At 62.7% G+C, this 16,068-nt stretch carries 11 protein-coding genes and 1 pseudogene; 10 read left to right on the top strand and 2 right to left on the bottom strand.

All coding sequences use genetic code 11. The annotated features are described in order from the left end of the window. Nucleotides 1-2: 2 nt before the first annotated feature. Entirely contained in the window at nucleotides 3-1,391 is a 1,389-nt protein-coding gene (locus BRAD3257_RS27020) for an MFS transporter (protein WP_122404406.1), read from the bottom strand. Between the two features lie 1,351 nt (nucleotides 1,392-2,742). Here BRAD3257_RS27020 and BRAD3257_RS27015 point away from each other — a divergent pair. The 5 genes from BRAD3257_RS27015 (at nucleotide 2,743) to BRAD3257_RS26995 (ending at nucleotide 8,763) form a co-directional block, all read left to right on the top strand. Further along, nucleotides 2,743-4,377, top strand: coding sequence for a calcium-binding protein (locus tag BRAD3257_RS27015; RefSeq protein ID WP_129145173.1), 1,635 nt, complete (start codon nucleotides 2,743-2,745; stop codon nucleotides 4,375-4,377). A gap of 385 nt (nucleotides 4,378-4,762) precedes the next feature. After that, nucleotides 4,763-6,391 carry a coiled-coil domain-containing protein gene (locus BRAD3257_RS27010; protein ID WP_122404404.1) on the top strand — a complete coding sequence of 543 codons (1,629 nt, stop codon included), beginning with the start codon at nucleotides 4,763-4,765 and terminating at the stop codon, nucleotides 6,389-6,391. A gap of 63 nt (nucleotides 6,392-6,454) precedes the next feature. After that, on the top strand, nucleotides 6,455-7,498 hold the full coding sequence (locus tag BRAD3257_RS27005; RefSeq protein WP_122404403.1) for a TAXI family TRAP transporter solute-binding subunit: 1,044 nt from the start codon (nucleotides 6,455-6,457) through the stop codon (nucleotides 7,496-7,498). Continuing rightward, nucleotides 7,495-8,124 carry a hypothetical protein gene (locus BRAD3257_RS27000; protein WP_244607692.1) on the top strand — a complete coding sequence of 210 codons (630 nt, stop codon included), beginning with the start codon at nucleotides 7,495-7,497 and terminating at the stop codon, nucleotides 8,122-8,124. The genes BRAD3257_RS27005 and BRAD3257_RS27000 overlap by 4 nt, the downstream gene beginning before the upstream one ends. Nucleotides 8,125-8,148: 24 nt before the next feature. Then, nucleotides 8,149-8,763 (top strand): DsrE family protein, encoded by a 615-nt coding sequence (locus BRAD3257_RS26995; protein ID WP_160118846.1) that lies wholly within the window; start codon nucleotides 8,149-8,151, stop codon nucleotides 8,761-8,763. Between the two features lie 123 nt (nucleotides 8,764-8,886). On the opposite strand, the gene BRAD3257_RS26990 is transcribed toward BRAD3257_RS26995, so the two are convergent. Then, on the bottom strand, nucleotides 8,887-9,630 hold the full coding sequence (locus BRAD3257_RS26990) for an SDR family NAD(P)-dependent oxidoreductase (protein WP_122404401.1): 744 nt from the start codon (nucleotides 9,628-9,630) through the stop codon (nucleotides 8,887-8,889). A 143-nt stretch (nucleotides 9,631-9,773) separates the two neighbouring features. Here BRAD3257_RS26990 and BRAD3257_RS26985 point away from each other — a divergent pair, with 143 nt between their 5' ends. The 5 genes and pseudogenes from BRAD3257_RS26985 to BRAD3257_RS26970 all read left to right on the top strand — a co-directional run bounded on the left by BRAD3257_RS26985 (nucleotide 9,774) and on the right by BRAD3257_RS26970 (nucleotide 15,950). Continuing rightward, nucleotides 9,774-10,544 carry a methyltransferase domain-containing protein gene (locus BRAD3257_RS26985; RefSeq protein ID WP_122404400.1) on the top strand — a complete coding sequence of 257 codons (771 nt, stop codon included), beginning with the start codon at nucleotides 9,774-9,776 and terminating at the stop codon, nucleotides 10,542-10,544. A 198-nt stretch (nucleotides 10,545-10,742) separates the two neighbouring features. Beyond that, complete coding sequence (locus BRAD3257_RS26980; RefSeq protein WP_122404399.1) at nucleotides 10,743-11,744, top strand: DctP family TRAP transporter solute-binding subunit; 1,002 nt, start codon at nucleotides 10,743-10,745, stop codon at nucleotides 11,742-11,744. A gap of 65 nt (nucleotides 11,745-11,809) precedes the next feature. Next, a pseudogene (locus BRAD3257_RS42010) lies at nucleotides 11,810-12,370 on the top strand (TRAP transporter small permease); the annotation flags it as partial. Nucleotides 12,371-12,586: 216 nt separating this feature from the next. Beyond that, nucleotides 12,587-13,867: a TRAP transporter large permease gene (locus tag BRAD3257_RS42005; protein WP_244608027.1), complete on the top strand. Its 1,281-nt coding sequence runs from the start codon at nucleotides 12,587-12,589 to the stop codon at nucleotides 13,865-13,867. 154 nt (nucleotides 13,868-14,021) lie between these two features. Continuing rightward, complete coding sequence (locus BRAD3257_RS26970) at nucleotides 14,022-15,950, top strand: alkyl/aryl-sulfatase (protein WP_122404398.1); 1,929 nt, start codon at nucleotides 14,022-14,024, stop codon at nucleotides 15,948-15,950. Nucleotides 15,951-16,068: the final 118 nt, after the last annotated feature.

Here is a 16,068-nt window from a genome sequence, read left to right as displayed (position 1 = left end):
GCTTACTTCACCGCAAGCCGCAAGAAGCTCATCACGCTGCCGAGCGCCGCAAAGCCGGCGCCGAGCGCCAGCGCCAGTGTCGCACCGTCGTGTCCGGCGAGCGCGAAGCACAAGGCGGCGAGCGCGGCCCCGGTGGTTTGTCCCGTCAGGCGCGCGGTCGCGACGATGCCGGAGGCGCTGCCGCTGCGATGCGGCGGCGCGCTCGACATCACCGCCTTCATGTTCGGTGCCTGGAAGAAGCCGAACCCCATGCCGCAGATCACCATCCGCCAGATGATGTCGGCGATGGCGGGGTTGGCCGGAAGCGTCGCGAGCAGCGCCATGCCGAGGCCGAGCAGCACCAGCCCAATGCCGCCGAGCAGGCCGACCGCGTGACGGTCCGACAGGCGGCCTGCGATCGGCGCCATGATGCCGACCACCAGCGGCCATGGCGTCATGAAGAATCCGGTCTCGACCTGCGAGCGGCCGAGCACGTCCTCGAAATAGAACGGCAGCGAGACGAAAGCGAGGCCCTGGACCGCGAAGGAGCACACCGCGGTCGCCGCCGACAGCGCGAACATCGGACGGCTGAACAGGTCGATCGGCAGCATCGGCGCGGGATGCTCGGCATGGCGCCGCGTCAGGATGAAGCCGAGCGCGAGGGCCGTGACCAGCTCAACGCCCACGACGATCGGCGACAGGTTATGCGCTGCGCTGCCAATGCCGGTGATGAACAGGCCGAGGCAGGCGGCGGCGAGGATCGCGCCGAGAAAGTCGAAGCCGTGATCGGCGCGCGGCGTCTTCGGCAGCATCGCAAAGCCGATGCCGATGGCGATGAGGCCGAACGGGATGTTGACGGCGAACAGCCAGGGCCACGGGCCGAGCGCCAGGATCGCGGAGGCGATCGAGGGCCCGAAGGTAAAGGCGGTCGCGACCACCAGCGCGTTGTGGCCGAAGCCGCGGCCGAGCATCCGCCCCGGATAGACGAAGCGCACCAGCGCGGTGTTGACGCTCATGATGCCGCTCGCGCCCAATCCTTGCAGCGTGCGCGCGACCAGGAGGCTCTCCAGCGACCATGCCACCGCACAGAGCAGCGAGGCGATGGTGAACAGGATAAGGCCGCCGAGATAGATGCGCTGATGCCCGACGATCTCGCCGAGCGCTCCGAGCGGCAGCAGCGTCGCCACCAGTGCGATCTGGTAGACGTTGACCACCCAGACCGACTGCTCCGGGCTGACATGCAGATCGGCGGCGATGGCAGGCAGGGCGATGTTGGCGATCGCGGTATCGAGCGAAGCCATCGCCAGCGCGGTGAAGATCGCGGCAATCGCCCAGCGCCGTTGCGCGGCCGGAACGCCGTCGGCGATCGGCGGAGCGGGTTCGCGCGCGGCGGCAGGTAACGTGATTGTCATTGCGTTGGCGCGTTGCTCCGGCGGCAGGCTATGCCTGTACTACGGCTCGGCGGCCGGCCACAGGCTTATGCGTGCATGCTGTGTATGCGCCGATGCCGCACGCGCCGCGGAAAGGGCAGGGCAAGCGCGCCGTTCGCCTGCTTTCGGTGCCGGTCACGACGTTCAAAGCAAAAAGTCGAAAAACAACCCCATGCACAGTAGAAGAGCCCTTGATCTATAAGGGAATTTTCCAACTGCCTTGCGATGACATTCGCAGCCGCGATCAAGTTGACCCGTCGGGCAAAACACTGGCAGGATGAAATCGTGGCAGGACGCTCGGAAGGACCAGCATGCGCGCGTCGACGTCGCATAGTCGTCGCGGCCACGCCCAGAGCCGTCGCCCCTAACGCACTTCCGTCACGGTCGGATCGACCACCGATGGCGGGCTTGCGACTGTCGACTCGCCGCTACTGCCAAAATCGGCGCCGCATCGGCCAGATACCAGTGACTTTTGAACGTCTGCGGCTTCGTCTTTCCTCGGCCTTTTCCAGTCGGGTACGCAGGTTCTGAAGCTCTGCCAATTGAGAGCTGAGTGACGAGACACGCTGACGCAGAACCACCATACGGTCGCACACCTGGCCACGAGTACTCATGACGCGCCCCTAAACTGTGACTATTAAACAATGATCGACGTCGGGCGAAAACAAAATGGGCTCAACCTATAGGTTTAGTTAAATGACGGTTAGCACAGGTTCATTGAAAAAATATGAAATAGCCGACACGCACGGCAGGAGACGTGGCCCGACCGCGGTCCGGGGAGACGGCAAGGGTCAAACCGCCGCTGGATCGTGATTTCGAGCGAGAGCCCAAGTCGCTTCCGAATTCGTCTGCGGGAAACCGCCGCTAGAGTAGAAGCCCCAGCGCCAACCAGGTTGCAACAGACAAGCAGACGCCAATTCCTAAGTACGGCAATGCAATGCGCATCGGTCACTCCTCGGCTTCGAGACGCGACGAGAACACGGTCAGATACGCATATTCGCGGCGCCGAGCCTATATTCCATGCGATGTACGGGCTTTGTCATGTAACCGCCGGAACGCAGCGTGCTTGGCTGAAATCCGGTGTGATCAGGCGTGACTGCTTACCGAGTGCGGGTGAATTCCGATGTAGCGTCATCGAGGCTTTAGCGGGGGTGGGCGGGTGAGCTGGACCGTCGGCTGAACCACCGCTGTTCCCCGCTCTTATTTTGACGCCCGCCCTGATTTAAAAGACTAATTCAATTTTATTAAAAATTGTGATTTAATTTAGAAAATGATACGTTGTAAACGTTAGCGCCACATCCTGCACGAACCCGCAAATGCGAGGGAGGGGCACGTGGCTATTCTATTTGGCGATACGAATGGATCACTCACGGGCCGACAGCACGGCGGAGCCCAGACACTGGTCGGTTCCGATCCGACCAACATGCTGTTCGGAGATGCCGGCGTTGACTTGCGCGACCGCGCGGTCGGCGGCAACGACACCTTGCTGACTTCCGGATCCGGAAGCCTGTTTGGTGATGCGGGCGGAAACATTTCTGATTACGCGCTGGGCGGCAACGACACGTTGTCCGCCGATGTGCCGGCGTCTGCCATCATCCCCGGCGAGACTTTCATTCTGAGCATGTACGGTGATGCCGGAGGCAGCATCTCGGATCGGGCCCTTGGTGGCAACGACAGCCTCAATGTCGAACTGCCGCTGGCCTTCACGCCCGGTGTGAGAGTGAATGCCTATGGCGACGCAGGCGAAACATTGGCCGGTCAAGCCCGTGGAGGTGATGATCATTTCGGCGTTTCCGGTGGCGGGCACCAAACCGTCGCCGTGTATGGAGATGCCGGCGGCAATCTGATCAATCGCGCAGTCGGCGGTAACGACACCTTCGTTGGTCACACCGGACCGGATAGCACTTTTGAGTTCTATGGCGACGCCGGTGGAAGCCTGTTCGGGTATGCCCGCGGCGGAAGCGACAGCTTCACCGCGAGCGGATCCGAGTACAACAATCATCTCTATGGTGATGCCGGAGGCGACATGGCCGGCCATGCAGCCGGTGGTAATGATAGTTTTGCTGTGAGCGGGATCAACCCGTTCAACTTCGTCTTTGGCGACGGCGGTGGAAACATGTCCGCTTCCGCCGCCGGCGGAAACGACACGTTCAACGACTCGAGCGATGCGACACTCGCCGATCGCAACGTCTTTGCCGGCGATGCGGGCGGGAACATGTCCGGTCTGGCCCGCGGAGGGGACGACACCTTCAACAAGACCGGTCTTGGCGGGAGCACGTTCTATGGCGATGCCGCGGGTGACATGTCCGATGGCGCCCACGGCGGCAATGACACCTTCCAGGCTTCGGGCACGCAAGACCAAAATGTCTTCTACGGCGATGCCGGCGGCAACATGGGGGATCAGGCCGTCGGCGGCGACGACACCTATATCGGCGGCAACGTCTTTTCCCAGCTCGCCAATCAGGCGTACGGGGATGCGTCGACCATGTCGGGCCACGCGCATGGCGGGAACGACACGCTGGTCGGCGGCGATGATCCCAATCCACATCCGGCGGGCAGCTACGAAACCACTCTCGTCGGCGATGCCAAATCGATGTCCGACTACGCAAGCGGCGGCAATGACAAGCTGGTAAGCGGCACTGGAAATGACGACATCTGGGGCGATGCGCAGGTGATGCTCGGCTTCGCCAATGGTGGGAACGATACGTTCGTGTTCAATTTCGACAGCGGCCACGACAGGATCGAGGATTTCGGGCAGGCGCTGTCGAACTTGGGATCCGATCACATCGATGTCTCTGCGCTCGGCATCGCGGATTTCAGTGATCTCAGCATCTCAAAGTTCGATCCCGCAACGCATGAGAGTACGATCACGTTCAGCCCGGGCAACGACGTGGTCGTGCATAGCGAGGAAGCGCTCAGGCCCGAGGACTTCATCTTCGCGCCCCATCAGGACCTGCTAATGGCCTGAGCCAAGTGTCTCGTTGCTTAGCTGTCGGTCGAGGACGGAGGCAGCATTCATGCCGCCACGAGGCGGAGTGCATTCCACGGTCTTGTCAGTGGTTCGCGAGCGAGGTTCGAGTGGCAGCTCTCCCATAAAGCTCCCATAAAGAGAGGCTTGCTTTGTTCGCCAGAGAGTGCGTGAGCGGGCCGGGGCCAGCCCGCGCCGGCGACGATTTAATTTGACTTTTGCGCATGAGCAAAATTATATGGATTTAAGTTAATTTATCTATTTAATTTGAGCGCCTTGCCGCGGCGCAGCATCACTATCTACGCGTGTTCTGATGGGTACCGAAACCATGCGCACAGGCCAAGTGATCGCTCCATTGGAGTTGCACTTGAGAGAGGCGTGATCCATGCGCCGATCAATCGATACTGCACCGAAGGGGCGAGAGAACACTCGGATAGAAGACGCGGCGGGGGCTGTTGAGGTCGGTCACCGGTTGCCCGAGACGGGTAGATGGGTCGCGAAGGACGGCTCGCCGATCTGCTTGTCACCGACTCATTGGTGTCCCGAGACCGAGGATGTCGATCCCGTGGAGGCAAAATCGGGCAGTTCGCTCGTTGCGGCTGTCGTTCTGGTCCCCCTCATCTTCGTTGGGGCGGCCCTGCTCGGTGCGTTCGACCCGTTCAAGGCACAGACGATTCCGGAAATGACGCGCATCGACCGCGAGAGCGCCGCCGACCTCGACCGGCGGCCTGAAATCGCGAGCGGATCGCTAGCACTCCTTCAAGGCGAAGCGACGGGGGCCCTGATGCAGGCGATGCCGGCAAGCACAGTGGGACCTCGACAAGGGCTCGACGCAGACGCTCCGCGCAACGACGCACTCTCCGGTGAGCTGGCCGGCGCGCGCAAGGAGCTTGATGAGGCGATCCAGCACACGCACACAGCGGAAATGGCTGCGGAGGAGCTGCGGCAGTCTCTTCAACAGGAGCAAGCCCGCAGCGCCGCAGTCGCGAACGAACTTGCCGGAACCCGCCGCGAAATCGAAACCCGAATCGCACAGGCGCGCAACGCGGATGAGGTGGCCGCGCAGCAGAGAGATGCGGCGGCGCGGGAGATCGCCGAACTGCGGTGGTCCCTGCAGCAGGAGCAGGAAAAGAGCGCCGTCCTGGCGAAGCAGGTGAGCGCCGCGCAGGCAGCAACGGCAAGCGCTGAGCAAGAGCGCTACGAGGCGCAGTCGCGCGCCGCGGCACTCGCAAGCGAACTTGCCGGCATACCTCGCGGATCGCTTGCGGCCGACGGTGCGGCGGCGGAGCAAAGCGAAGCGGCCGGACGGGAGATCGCGGAACTGCGGCAGTCGCTGCAGCAGGAGCGCGAAAGGAACGCAGCCCTCGTGCAGCAGGCGGACGCCGCGCGTTCGACAGCGATGAACGCCGAGCAACAACGTCGTTCCCTCGAAGAGGCCAAGGCTGCCGCGCTGGAGGGCAAACTTGCGGAAGCGCGCCGGGACATCGAAATCCTGAACGGGCAATTGCGCGAGGCGAACGATGCGGTCTCGCAGCAGAGACAGGCCGCGAATCGAGAGATTGCCGAACTGCGGCAGTCGCTGCAACAGGAGCGGAGCAGGACCGAAGCCAGGCAGAGAGACCGCGCCTCGATATCGCGCCGCATCGATGAGCGCGCCCCGATAGAGCAAAGAAACGAAGGCACAATCGCGTCGACGGCGCAGAACGTGATCGCAGCGGAGCCGCCGATGAGTCCAGGGCAAGACGAGGTGGAGGCCCGATTGATCCCGCGTGCCAGAGCGTTGCTCGATCAGGGCAACATTGGCGCAGCGCGGATTGTACTCGAGCTCGCTGCCGAGAAGAACATTGCGCAGGCAATCTTCATGCTGGCGGAGACATATGATCCGGCGGTTCTGTCCGCCTGGGGTGCCTATGGAACGCGCGGCGAGGCGGCTAAGGCGCGAGAGCTCTACGCGAAGGCACAGAGGAGCGGTATTCGCGGAGCCAAGGAACGACTGGACGCATTGCATCACTGAAAGTGGGCTTTTGCGTTTCGACTGGAACGAGTGGTTGCGGTGGGTCATCCGGAAAGAAACAACATGAACAAGGTGCCAAAGTCGCTCTCGTCGCTCCTGCTGGCCGCGCTGGTGCCGATTGCCATGCTGCTTCAACCGGCTTGCCTGGAAGCACAAACCGCAAGAACCGCCAAGACGGATGCACAAATAGTCCGACGGCCGCTCTCTCAGGAGAGCGAAAAGCAGCGGATGAACGCCTGGACAGTCGGGCTCGCCGGCGGGCTGCTCGAGGGCGCGCCGATCCGCCTTGCGGCGGAAATGGCCCGTGTCGTCGATGACGGAGCAGAGCTGCATCTCCTGCCGATCGTCACCCGAGGCGCCACCGACAATCTGAATGCGCTGCTCTATTTGCGTGGTGTCGATACAGCCATCATCAATTCCGACGCGCTGGACGAGTACAAGCTTCAGGTTCCGCAGATCCAAAGCCGCATCACCTACTTGCTCAATCTGTTCCCGTCCGAGTTGCACATTTTCGTGCGACCGGAAATCACGAGCCTGCAAGATCTTGCCGGCAAGAAGGTGAACTTCAACACGCTGGGCACCGCAGCCGCCTATTCTGGACCGCTGATCTTCAGCCGTCTCGGCATCGACGTCGACAAGACGTTCATTCCGCATCAGGTGGCCTTGGAACAGATGCGCAAAGGCGAGATGTCGGCCGTGGTGTTCATCACATCGAAACCCGTCGATGCCTTCGTACGGGGCCGCTGGGAGGCTGGATTCAAGTTCCTCCCGGTCCACTACGACAGGCAGTTCGAGGACTATTATCTGCCGGCGACCTTGGACGCCAACGAGTATCCCAATCTGATCAAGCCAGGTGAGCGGGTCTCGACCATCGCGGTGCCGACGGCGCTGGTTGCGTTCAACTGGCCGCCGCGCTCAAATCACTATCAACGCGTGGCGCGCCTCGTCGAGTACCTGTTCTCGCGAATTGACCGCCTGCAGGGACCCGGTTTCGATCCGAAATGGCAGTCGATCAATCTCGCGGCATCCGTCCCCGGGCTCACCCGCTTCCAAGCCGCGCAGGAATGGCTGGATCGCAAGGCGCGCAGCGTACAGGCGAGGCCATGAAGAGTGCCGCTCCTCCGCTAGCCGTCGCCTTGAACGTAGCCTGCGGAATCGCTTATGCGCAAAACACGAGCGATCCCATGGAAACACTTCGGGCTTGTTCGGCGACGGAGGGGCAAGCCCGGCAGGAATGTCCGCAAGATCTGTCAGGCAAGCTTCCGCCGCCCGGGCGGCGGGCGTCAGACGGTGGCTGGCTGATCAGCGAGACCACCTCGCCAGTCGATTATTCACCGGTCGTCACCGCCACCACCTCGTCCGTCGGCAGCTCGGATGGTGGCACGATGCAACTCGCGATCCACTGCCGCCGAGGGCGCACGGAAGTCACGGTCGCCGGACCGGCGCTGTCACGGAGCGCCAACGAATACGTCATCTCCTTTCGGCTGAATGCGGACACGCCAATGCAATTGACGGCAGCGTCGCCGTCATTCGGCTCCGGCGTCGCTTTCGGCGGCGACGTCGTAAAGTTGCTGAGCTCGCTACCCGAGGATGGTCACATCGTTGTGCGCCTTTTCACCCGCACTGGTCCGGCGCAAGACGGACAATTCCTGCTCAGCGGATTCGAAAACGTGCGCAAGAAAATGGCGGTTGCATGCAAATGGCCACATAGCGTCGCCAGACCAGCAAGGTGATGGTCAGGGAAGGGGAGACACGAGATGAACAATCCAAAGTTGGCGGCGGCAGTCATCAGCGGCCTGGCGATGCTGCTTCTGGTCGAACCGAGCGCGCAGGCGCAGCAGGACAACCGGTTGATCCCGCAGTCGAGCGCGACGAGCCAAGCGAGCCGTCCGAAGCATTCGGTCCAGAAGCAGGCGAGCAAGCCGGGGCAGACTCACACGAGCAAGCAAATCACCGCGACAAGGGCGGCGCTGGCTCAGGCGACAAAACCCGAAATCGACAAAAAGCCGCATCAGCTCATATTGCAGGTCAATTCCAACGACCCTGCGATGATGAACCTGGTCCTCAACAACGCGACCAACGTCGCCGAATACTACCACGACCTCGGTGAGGCAGTGTCGATCGAGGTCGTCACCTTTGGTCCTGGCCTTCACATGCTGCGCGATGACACTTCGCCGGTAAAGCCGCGCATTGAAGTGCTCGCGATGAGCCATCCCGAAATCTCTTTCAAAGCCTGCGGCAATACCCGGGAAAACATGCGTAAGGCGGAGAACAAGGACATAAGCCTGATTCCACAGGCGACCGTCGTCAAATCTGGCGTCGTTCGCGTCATGGAGCTGCAGGAGCAGGGCTGGAGCTACGTCAAACCGTGAGGTCAGGCGGTAATGCGGCCGTCGGGAGTGCAGCTGGCACAACATGCCGTCCCGACCCGAGTGGCCGCTGACGGTCAGACCGACTGTCGGCGGCGTGCCAGACGGTGGCCAAGAGGCCCCGCCCTAGAACTGATACCTCCGCAAGCCCCCATCCACCGGGATCACCGCGCCCGTGATGTAGCGCGCCACAGGCGAGGCCAGAAACACCGCGAGTGCCGCCAGATCCTCCGGCTCGCCCCAATAGCCGACCGGGATTTCTTCTTCGGCAAAGCGCTCGCGATAATCCGGCGGATAGTTGCGGCGGATCTGTTCGCTCATGATGCGGCCGGGCGGGATGCAGTTGATGGTGATGCCGTGGGCGCCGATCTCGCGTGATAGGCCCTTGGCCCAGGCATGCACGGCGGCCTTGGCGGCGAAGGCGGCATTGAGGCCTTCCGGCTCGGACTTGCCGGTGATGTTGATGATGCGGCCCCATTTGCGTTCGATCATCTGCCGCAGCAACGCATGGGCGATGCGGCGGTAGCTGGTGAAGTTGAGCGCGATCGCCTCGTCCCATTTGCCGTCGGGCGCGTCGACGGGGAGGGGACGGCTGCCGCCGGCATTGTTGACGAGGATGTCGACGTGGCCGAACTCCTTCAGCGCGAAGGCCGCGATGTTCTCGGCGGCGCCCTTGGCCATCACGTCCTGCTCGAACGGCGTGATCAATCCGCCTCCGACTTCTTTCACTAGCTCGGCAAGCAGATCGGTGCGGCGCGCCACGCCGACGACACGCACGCCTTCGGCCGCCAGGCCCTTGGCAATGGCGCGGCCGATGCCGATGCTCGCACCCGTGACGACAGCGGTTTTCGATTTGAGCCCGAGGTCCATGGTCACACGCTCTCTTGGTTGTTGCTTTACTTTTTTGCTGTTCGTTTCCTGCCCTGTCCCGGAGGCTTGCGAATTGCCCGACCGGGACGAGCAGTGGTAACCAAGAGCTCTGGCGAAGGAAACCCGAAAAAGAAGAGGCGAAGATGGTCTGGGATCCGCAGCAATATCTGAAGTTCTCCGGCCATCGGCTCCGGCCCGCCGTCGATCTGTTGATGCGGATTCCGGATTTTGCCCCGCGCGCCATCGCCGATCTCGGCGCCGGCGCAGGCAACGTCACCAAATTGATCAGGGAGCGCTGGCCGGATGCACGTGTGACTGGCGTCGAGGGCTCGGCTGAGATGGTTGCCGCGGGACGGAAGGCCGCGCCTGATGTGGAGTGGTCGCATGAGGATCTCGGCCATTGGCGCCCCACACAGCACTACGACTTGATCTATTCCAATGCCGCACTGCACTGGCTGCCCGATCATGCGGCACTGTTTCCGTCGCTGATGGAGAAGGTGACGCGTGGCGGCATGCTCGCGGTGCAGATGCCGCGCAATTTTCTCGCGCCTTCGCATGTGCTGATCGGCGAGACCGCGCTAGACGGTCCGTGGCGATCCAAGGTGGAGCATCTCGTCACCCCGCCGCCGGTGGAAGGGCCGGCCTTCTATCATGATCTTCTCGCGCCGATGTCGGCCAACATCGACATCTGGGAGACCGAATATCTGCAGGTGCTCGAAGGCGAGAACCCCGTGAAGGAATGGACCAAGGGGACCTGGCTGACGCGCTATCTCGATGTCTTGCAAGGCGATGAGAAAGCGGCGTTCGAAGCCGCCTATGGGATGCGCGTCGCAAAGGCCTATCCGAAGAATGCGGCGGGGCAGACGCTGTTCCCGTTCCGGCGCCTCTTCATGGTCGCCCAGCGCAAAGGCTGATTGCACTGCCGCAATGCGGCATAAGCGCTCGCTCCCTTGGACGCGCGCGGGCACCGGGTTGCGCATGCGGCGGTCGTCAAGTTAGCTTGGCTTCGACAAAATTGGGCTTAGGTCTAGTTGTTCGCGTGGCGGATTGCTGCCACTACTGGCCTGAAAAACAAAAAGAACCCGATTTCAGAGTTGTTGGGAGGTACCTTCATGCGCAAGCTGTTTGCCGCGGTCGCTGCCGCGGCTGTTCTCTTGGCTCCCGCCATTGCCCAAGCCCAGAGTCCTATTGTCATCAAGTTCAGCCACGTCGTCGCCAGCGACACCCCCAAGGGCAAGGGCGCGCTGAAGTTCAAGGAGCTCGCTGAAAAATACACCGACGGCAAGGTCAAGGTCGAAGTCTATCCGAACTCCACGCTCTACAAGGACAAGGAGGAGATCGAGGCGCTGCAGCTCGGTTCGGTGCAGATGCTTGCGCCCTCGACCGCGAAGTTCGCCCCGCTCGGCATCAAGGAGTTCGAGGCGCTCGACTTGCCCTGGCTGTTCAAGGACGACCAGACCTACGCCAACGCGATGAAGGGTACGGTCGGCAAATGGCTGTTCCAGAAGCTCGAGGCCAAGGGCATCACCGGCCTCGCTTATTGGGACAACGGCTTCCACATGGTCTCCGCGAATCGGCCGCTGATGAAGCCGACCGATTTCCAGGGCCTCAAGTTCCGCATCTCCGGTTCGAAGATCGCCGACCAGTATTTCCGCTTGCTGGGATCGATTCCGCAGATCATGGCGTTCTCGGAAGTTTACCAGGCCTTGCAGACCGGCGTGGTCGACGGCTGCGAGAACACGGCGTCGAACTATCTGACGCAGAAGTTCTACGAGGTGCAGAAGGACATCACCGTGTCCTATCACGCGCATCTGCAATACGCCGTGATCGTCAACTCGAAATTCTGGTCCGGCCTGCCGCCTGATATCCGTACCCAGCTCGACAAGGCGATGGCGGAGGCGACCGACTACACCAACTCGATCGCGCGCCAGGAGAACGAGGATGCGCTGGCCGAGATCAAGAAGACCGGCAAGACCAATCTGCATTATCTCACCGACGCCGACCGCAAGGCGTGGCAGGAGGCGTTGCAGCCGACTTACAAATGGGCCAAGGGGCGGGTCGGGCAGGAGGTGCTCGATCTCATTGCCAAGGAACTCGACGTCAAGATGAACTGACGGCTGCGGTCCAATAAGAACACGACCAACGGTCGGGGGTGATCGCTCCCGGCCGTTGCGCTTGAATGATCCAACCCGGGGGGACCAAGTTGCTGCGCTTGCTGAATCGTTTTCTCGATCATCTCGAGGAATGGCTGATTGCGACGATGATCGCGGCTGCGACGTCGGTCATCTTCGTCGCGGTGCTGCATCGCTACGGCGCCGGACTGTCGATCGACATCGCCAGATGGGCGGAAGCCCGCAACCTGGCCTTTCTCGCCGAGTCCGCGCGCGCCGCGTTCGCCTGGCTTGCCTCGCTCGACCTGTCCTGGGCGCAGGAGCTCTGCATCTACATGTTCATCTGGATGGCGAAATTCGGCGCCGCCTACGGCGTGCGGACCGGCATCCATGTCGGCGTCGACGTCCTGGTCAATATCCTCCCGGGCGGATCGCGCCGGCGCGTGATCACCTTCGGCCTTCTCTGCGGCGCGCTGTTCACCGCCATCGTCGCCTATTTCGGCGCCGCGTTCGTCAGCCAGATGTGGCAGACCGGTCAGCAGTCCAACGATCTCGAAGCGCCGATGTGGATGGTGTATCTCACCATCCCGCTCGGCTCCGGCTTGATGTGCTTCCGCTTCCTGCAGGTCGCCTGGTCGTTCTACCGGACCGGCGAGCTGCCGCATCACGACACGGCGGGCGTCGAAGGTGTCGAGGCGGACCCGGTGCATCCGGCCCCGGTCACGTCCAGCCAAGTCGTCCGGGACGAGCGCAGCCCGCTCGGCTGGATCCTGATGCTGCTGCCGGTCTTGATCGTCGCCCTGTGCTTCGCGCATGCAGGTCACGTCATCACGTTGCCGCAGGGGATGCGCGTTCTCATCGTTTTCGCACTGCTGCTCTCGTTGATGCTGACGGGCATGCCGATCTCGATCGCGCTTGGTCTGACCGTGCTCAGCTTCATGTTCACGCTGACCGACGTGCGGACGGAATCGGTGGCGCTGAAGCTGTTCACCGGCATCGAGAATTTCGAGATCATGGCGATCCCGTTCTTCATCCTTGCCGGCAACTTCCTGACCCATGGCGGCGTGGCCCGCCGGATGATCACGTTCGCAACCGCGCTGGTCGGCCATTGGTACGGCGGTCTCGCGCTGTCGGGCGTGGTCGCCTGCGCGCTGTTTGCCGCGATCTCCGGCTCCTCGCCGGCGACCGTGGTGGCGATCGGATCGGTGATCCTGCCCGCGATGGTCGCGCAAGGCTTTCCGAAGCGGTTCGGCGCGGGGGTGATCACGACATCAGGCTCGCTCGGAATTCTCATTCCGCCGTCGATCCCGATGGTTCTCTATGCCGTCTCGACCAACAGTTCGGTCGGCAAGCTCTTCATCGCCGGCATCGTGCCGGGGCTTGCGCTCGCCTCGCTGCTCGGCGCCACGACGTTCTATCGCGCCTGGCGCAACGACTATCCGCGGATGCCGAAGGCCACCTTCATCGAGCGTCTCGACGCCTTCCGCAAGTCGATCTGGGGCATCCTGCTGATCGTGATCGTGATCGGCGGCATCTACAGTGGCATGTTCACACCGACCGAAGCCGCCGCCGTCAGTGCGGTCTACGCCTTCATCGTCGCGGTGTTCATCTACAAGGATCTGAAGCTGCGCGACGTGCCGCGTGTGCTGCTGTCGTCGGCAAATCTTTCCGCGATGCTGCTCTACATCATCACCAACGCGGTGCTGTTCTCGTTCCTGATGACCTACGAGAACGTGCCGCAGGCGCTGGCGCAATGGATGATCGACCAGGGGCTGGGATGGATCGGTTTCCTGCTGCTCGTCAACCTGCTGCTGCTGCTGGCTGGCAACGTGATGGAGCCGTCCTCGATCATCCTGATCATGGCCCCGATCCTGTTTCCCGTCGCGGTCAAGCTCGGCATCGACCCCATTCATTTCGGCATCCTGATGACGGTCAACATGGAGGTCGGACTGTGCCATCCGCCCGTCGGCCTCAACCTCTACGTCGCCTCGGGCATCGCCAAGATGGGCATCACCGAGCTCACGGTGGCGGTGTGGCCGTGGCTGCTGACCATGCTCGGATTCCTGGTGGTGGTGACCTATTGGCCCGGCCTGTCGTTGTGGCTGCCACGGCTGCTGGGGATGTAGCCGGACGAAAACGTCGTAGATGGGATGGAGCGCAAGCGTAATCCGGGAGCTTCGTCCTGACGCAAGAGAATCCCGGATTGCGCTGCGCGCAATCCGGGCTACGTATCCTTTTCTTGCCAACCGCCAGATAGACACGGGAGGGGAGGAAACAAACATGACCGACATCATCAACGAGCCGAAGGACGCAACGCCCTCCGTGGTCGCGCAGCACGCGGCCATGCTCAACGCGCTGCCGTTTTCCGATACGCGCGACTTCGACGATGCTGCGCGTGGTTTCCTCGGCACGATCGAGAATGCGACGATCACAAATTCGCAGGGGCGGACGGTCTGGAGTCTCAGGCCCTACTGCTTCCTGTCCGCCGAGCAGGCGCCGCCCACCGTCAATCCCAGCCTGTGGCGGCAGTCGCGGCTGAACATGCGGCACGGCCTGTTCGAGGTCGTGCCCGGTGTCTACCAGGTGCGCGGCCTCGACATCGCCAACATGACGCTGATCGAGGGCGACAGCGGCGTCATCGTCGTCGACACCCTGACTTCGATCGAAGGTGCCCGCGCTGCGCTCGATCTTTACTTCAATCACCGCGGCACCCGGCCGGTCGCGGCGATCGTCTTCACCCATACCCACACCGACCATTGGGGCGGCGCACGCGGCGTGCTGGAGGAGGATGCGCTCGCCAGCGGCAGCGTGCCGATCATCGCGCCGAACCTGTTCATGGAGCACGCCGTCTCCGAGAACATCATCGCAGGGCCGGCGATGCTGCGCCGCGCGCAGTACCAGTTCGGACCTCTTCTCGCCAAGGGCGTGCGCGGGCAGGTCGATTGCGGGCTCGGCAAGTCGATGGCGGCAGGCTCGGTCGCGCTGCTGCGGCCGACCGACCTCATCATGGCGACCGGCGACAGGCGCGTGATCGACGGCGTCGAGTTCGAATTCCAGATGGCGCCCAACAGCGAAGCGCCGGCGGAGATGCATTTCTTCATCCCACGCTATAAGCTGCTGAACCTCGCCGAGAACTGCACGCACAATTTCCACAATCTGCTGCCGTTCCGCGGCGCCGACGTGCGCGACGCGCTGGCCTGGTCGAAATATCTGGGCGAGGCCTTGCGGCTCTGGGACGGCAAGGCCGAGGCGATGTGCGGCCAGCACCATTGGCCGGTGTGGGGGCGCGAGCGCATCGGCACCATGATCCGGCAGCAGCGCGACCTCTACAAGTTCGCCCATGACCAGACCATCCGTCTGATGAACCATGGCCTCACCGCCGCCGAAATCGCCGAAACGATCCAGCTGCCGAAGAGCCTGGAAGGCGCCTGGCACGGCCGCGGCTATTACGGACACATCCGGCACAACGTGAAGGCGATCTACCAGAAATATCTCGGCTGGTATGACGCCAATCCGGTCAATCTCGATCCGTTGCCGCCGGTCGAGTCCGGCAGAAAATATGTCGAGTACATGGGCGGCGCGGAGGCGATCCTCGCGCGCGCGGCTGCGGATTTCGACAAGGGGGAATTCCGTTTCGTCGCCCAAGTGCTCGGCCATCTCGTCTTTGCCGAGCCCGACAATGCGGCGGCGCGCGCACTCTTGGCGGATACCCTGGAGCAGCTCGGTTATGCCGCCGAGAGCGCGACCTGGCGCAACGCCTATCTGTTCGGCGCGCAGGAATTGCGCCAGGGCATGCCGAAGGTGCCGGCGCGTCCGCCGATGCCGCGCGAGACGCTGGCCGCGCTGCGCACCTCTCAGCTCTGGGACGTGCTCGGCATCCGCCTCAACGGCCCCAAGGCGGAAGGCAAGCATATCGTGCTGAACTGGCGCTTCTCCGGCACCGGCGAGACGTTCGTGCTCAATCTGGAGAATTCGGCGCTGACCTACACCGAGGGCGTGCAGGCGGAAGGCGCCGATGCCAGCTTCACGCTGGCGCGGTCGACGCTGGATGAAGTCATTGCGAAGCTGACGAGCTTTCCGGAAGCCGTGGCTGCCGGCAAGATCAAGCTGTCCGGCAACCCGATGAAGCTCGCCGAGTTGATGGGCCTGATGGACGAGTTTCCGAGGATGTTCGAGATCGTGGAGCCGAAGCGGGCGGGGGTGGGATAGGGGAGCGCGTTCCGCCGCGTTCTCGTAGGCAGCGCTTTCCACACACTCGCTGCCATCGCCCGGCTTGACCGGGCGATCCAGTATTCCAGACCAGAGACCGCGGTGCTTGAGCCGAGAA

Source organism: Bradyrhizobium vignae, from assembly GCF_900324035.1.
Classification (GTDB): domain Bacteria; phylum Pseudomonadota; class Alphaproteobacteria; order Rhizobiales; family Xanthobacteraceae; genus Bradyrhizobium; species Bradyrhizobium vignae.
The sequence above is the reverse complement of the archived record's forward strand: the minus strand, read 5'-3'. Positions and strand labels throughout refer to the sequence as shown.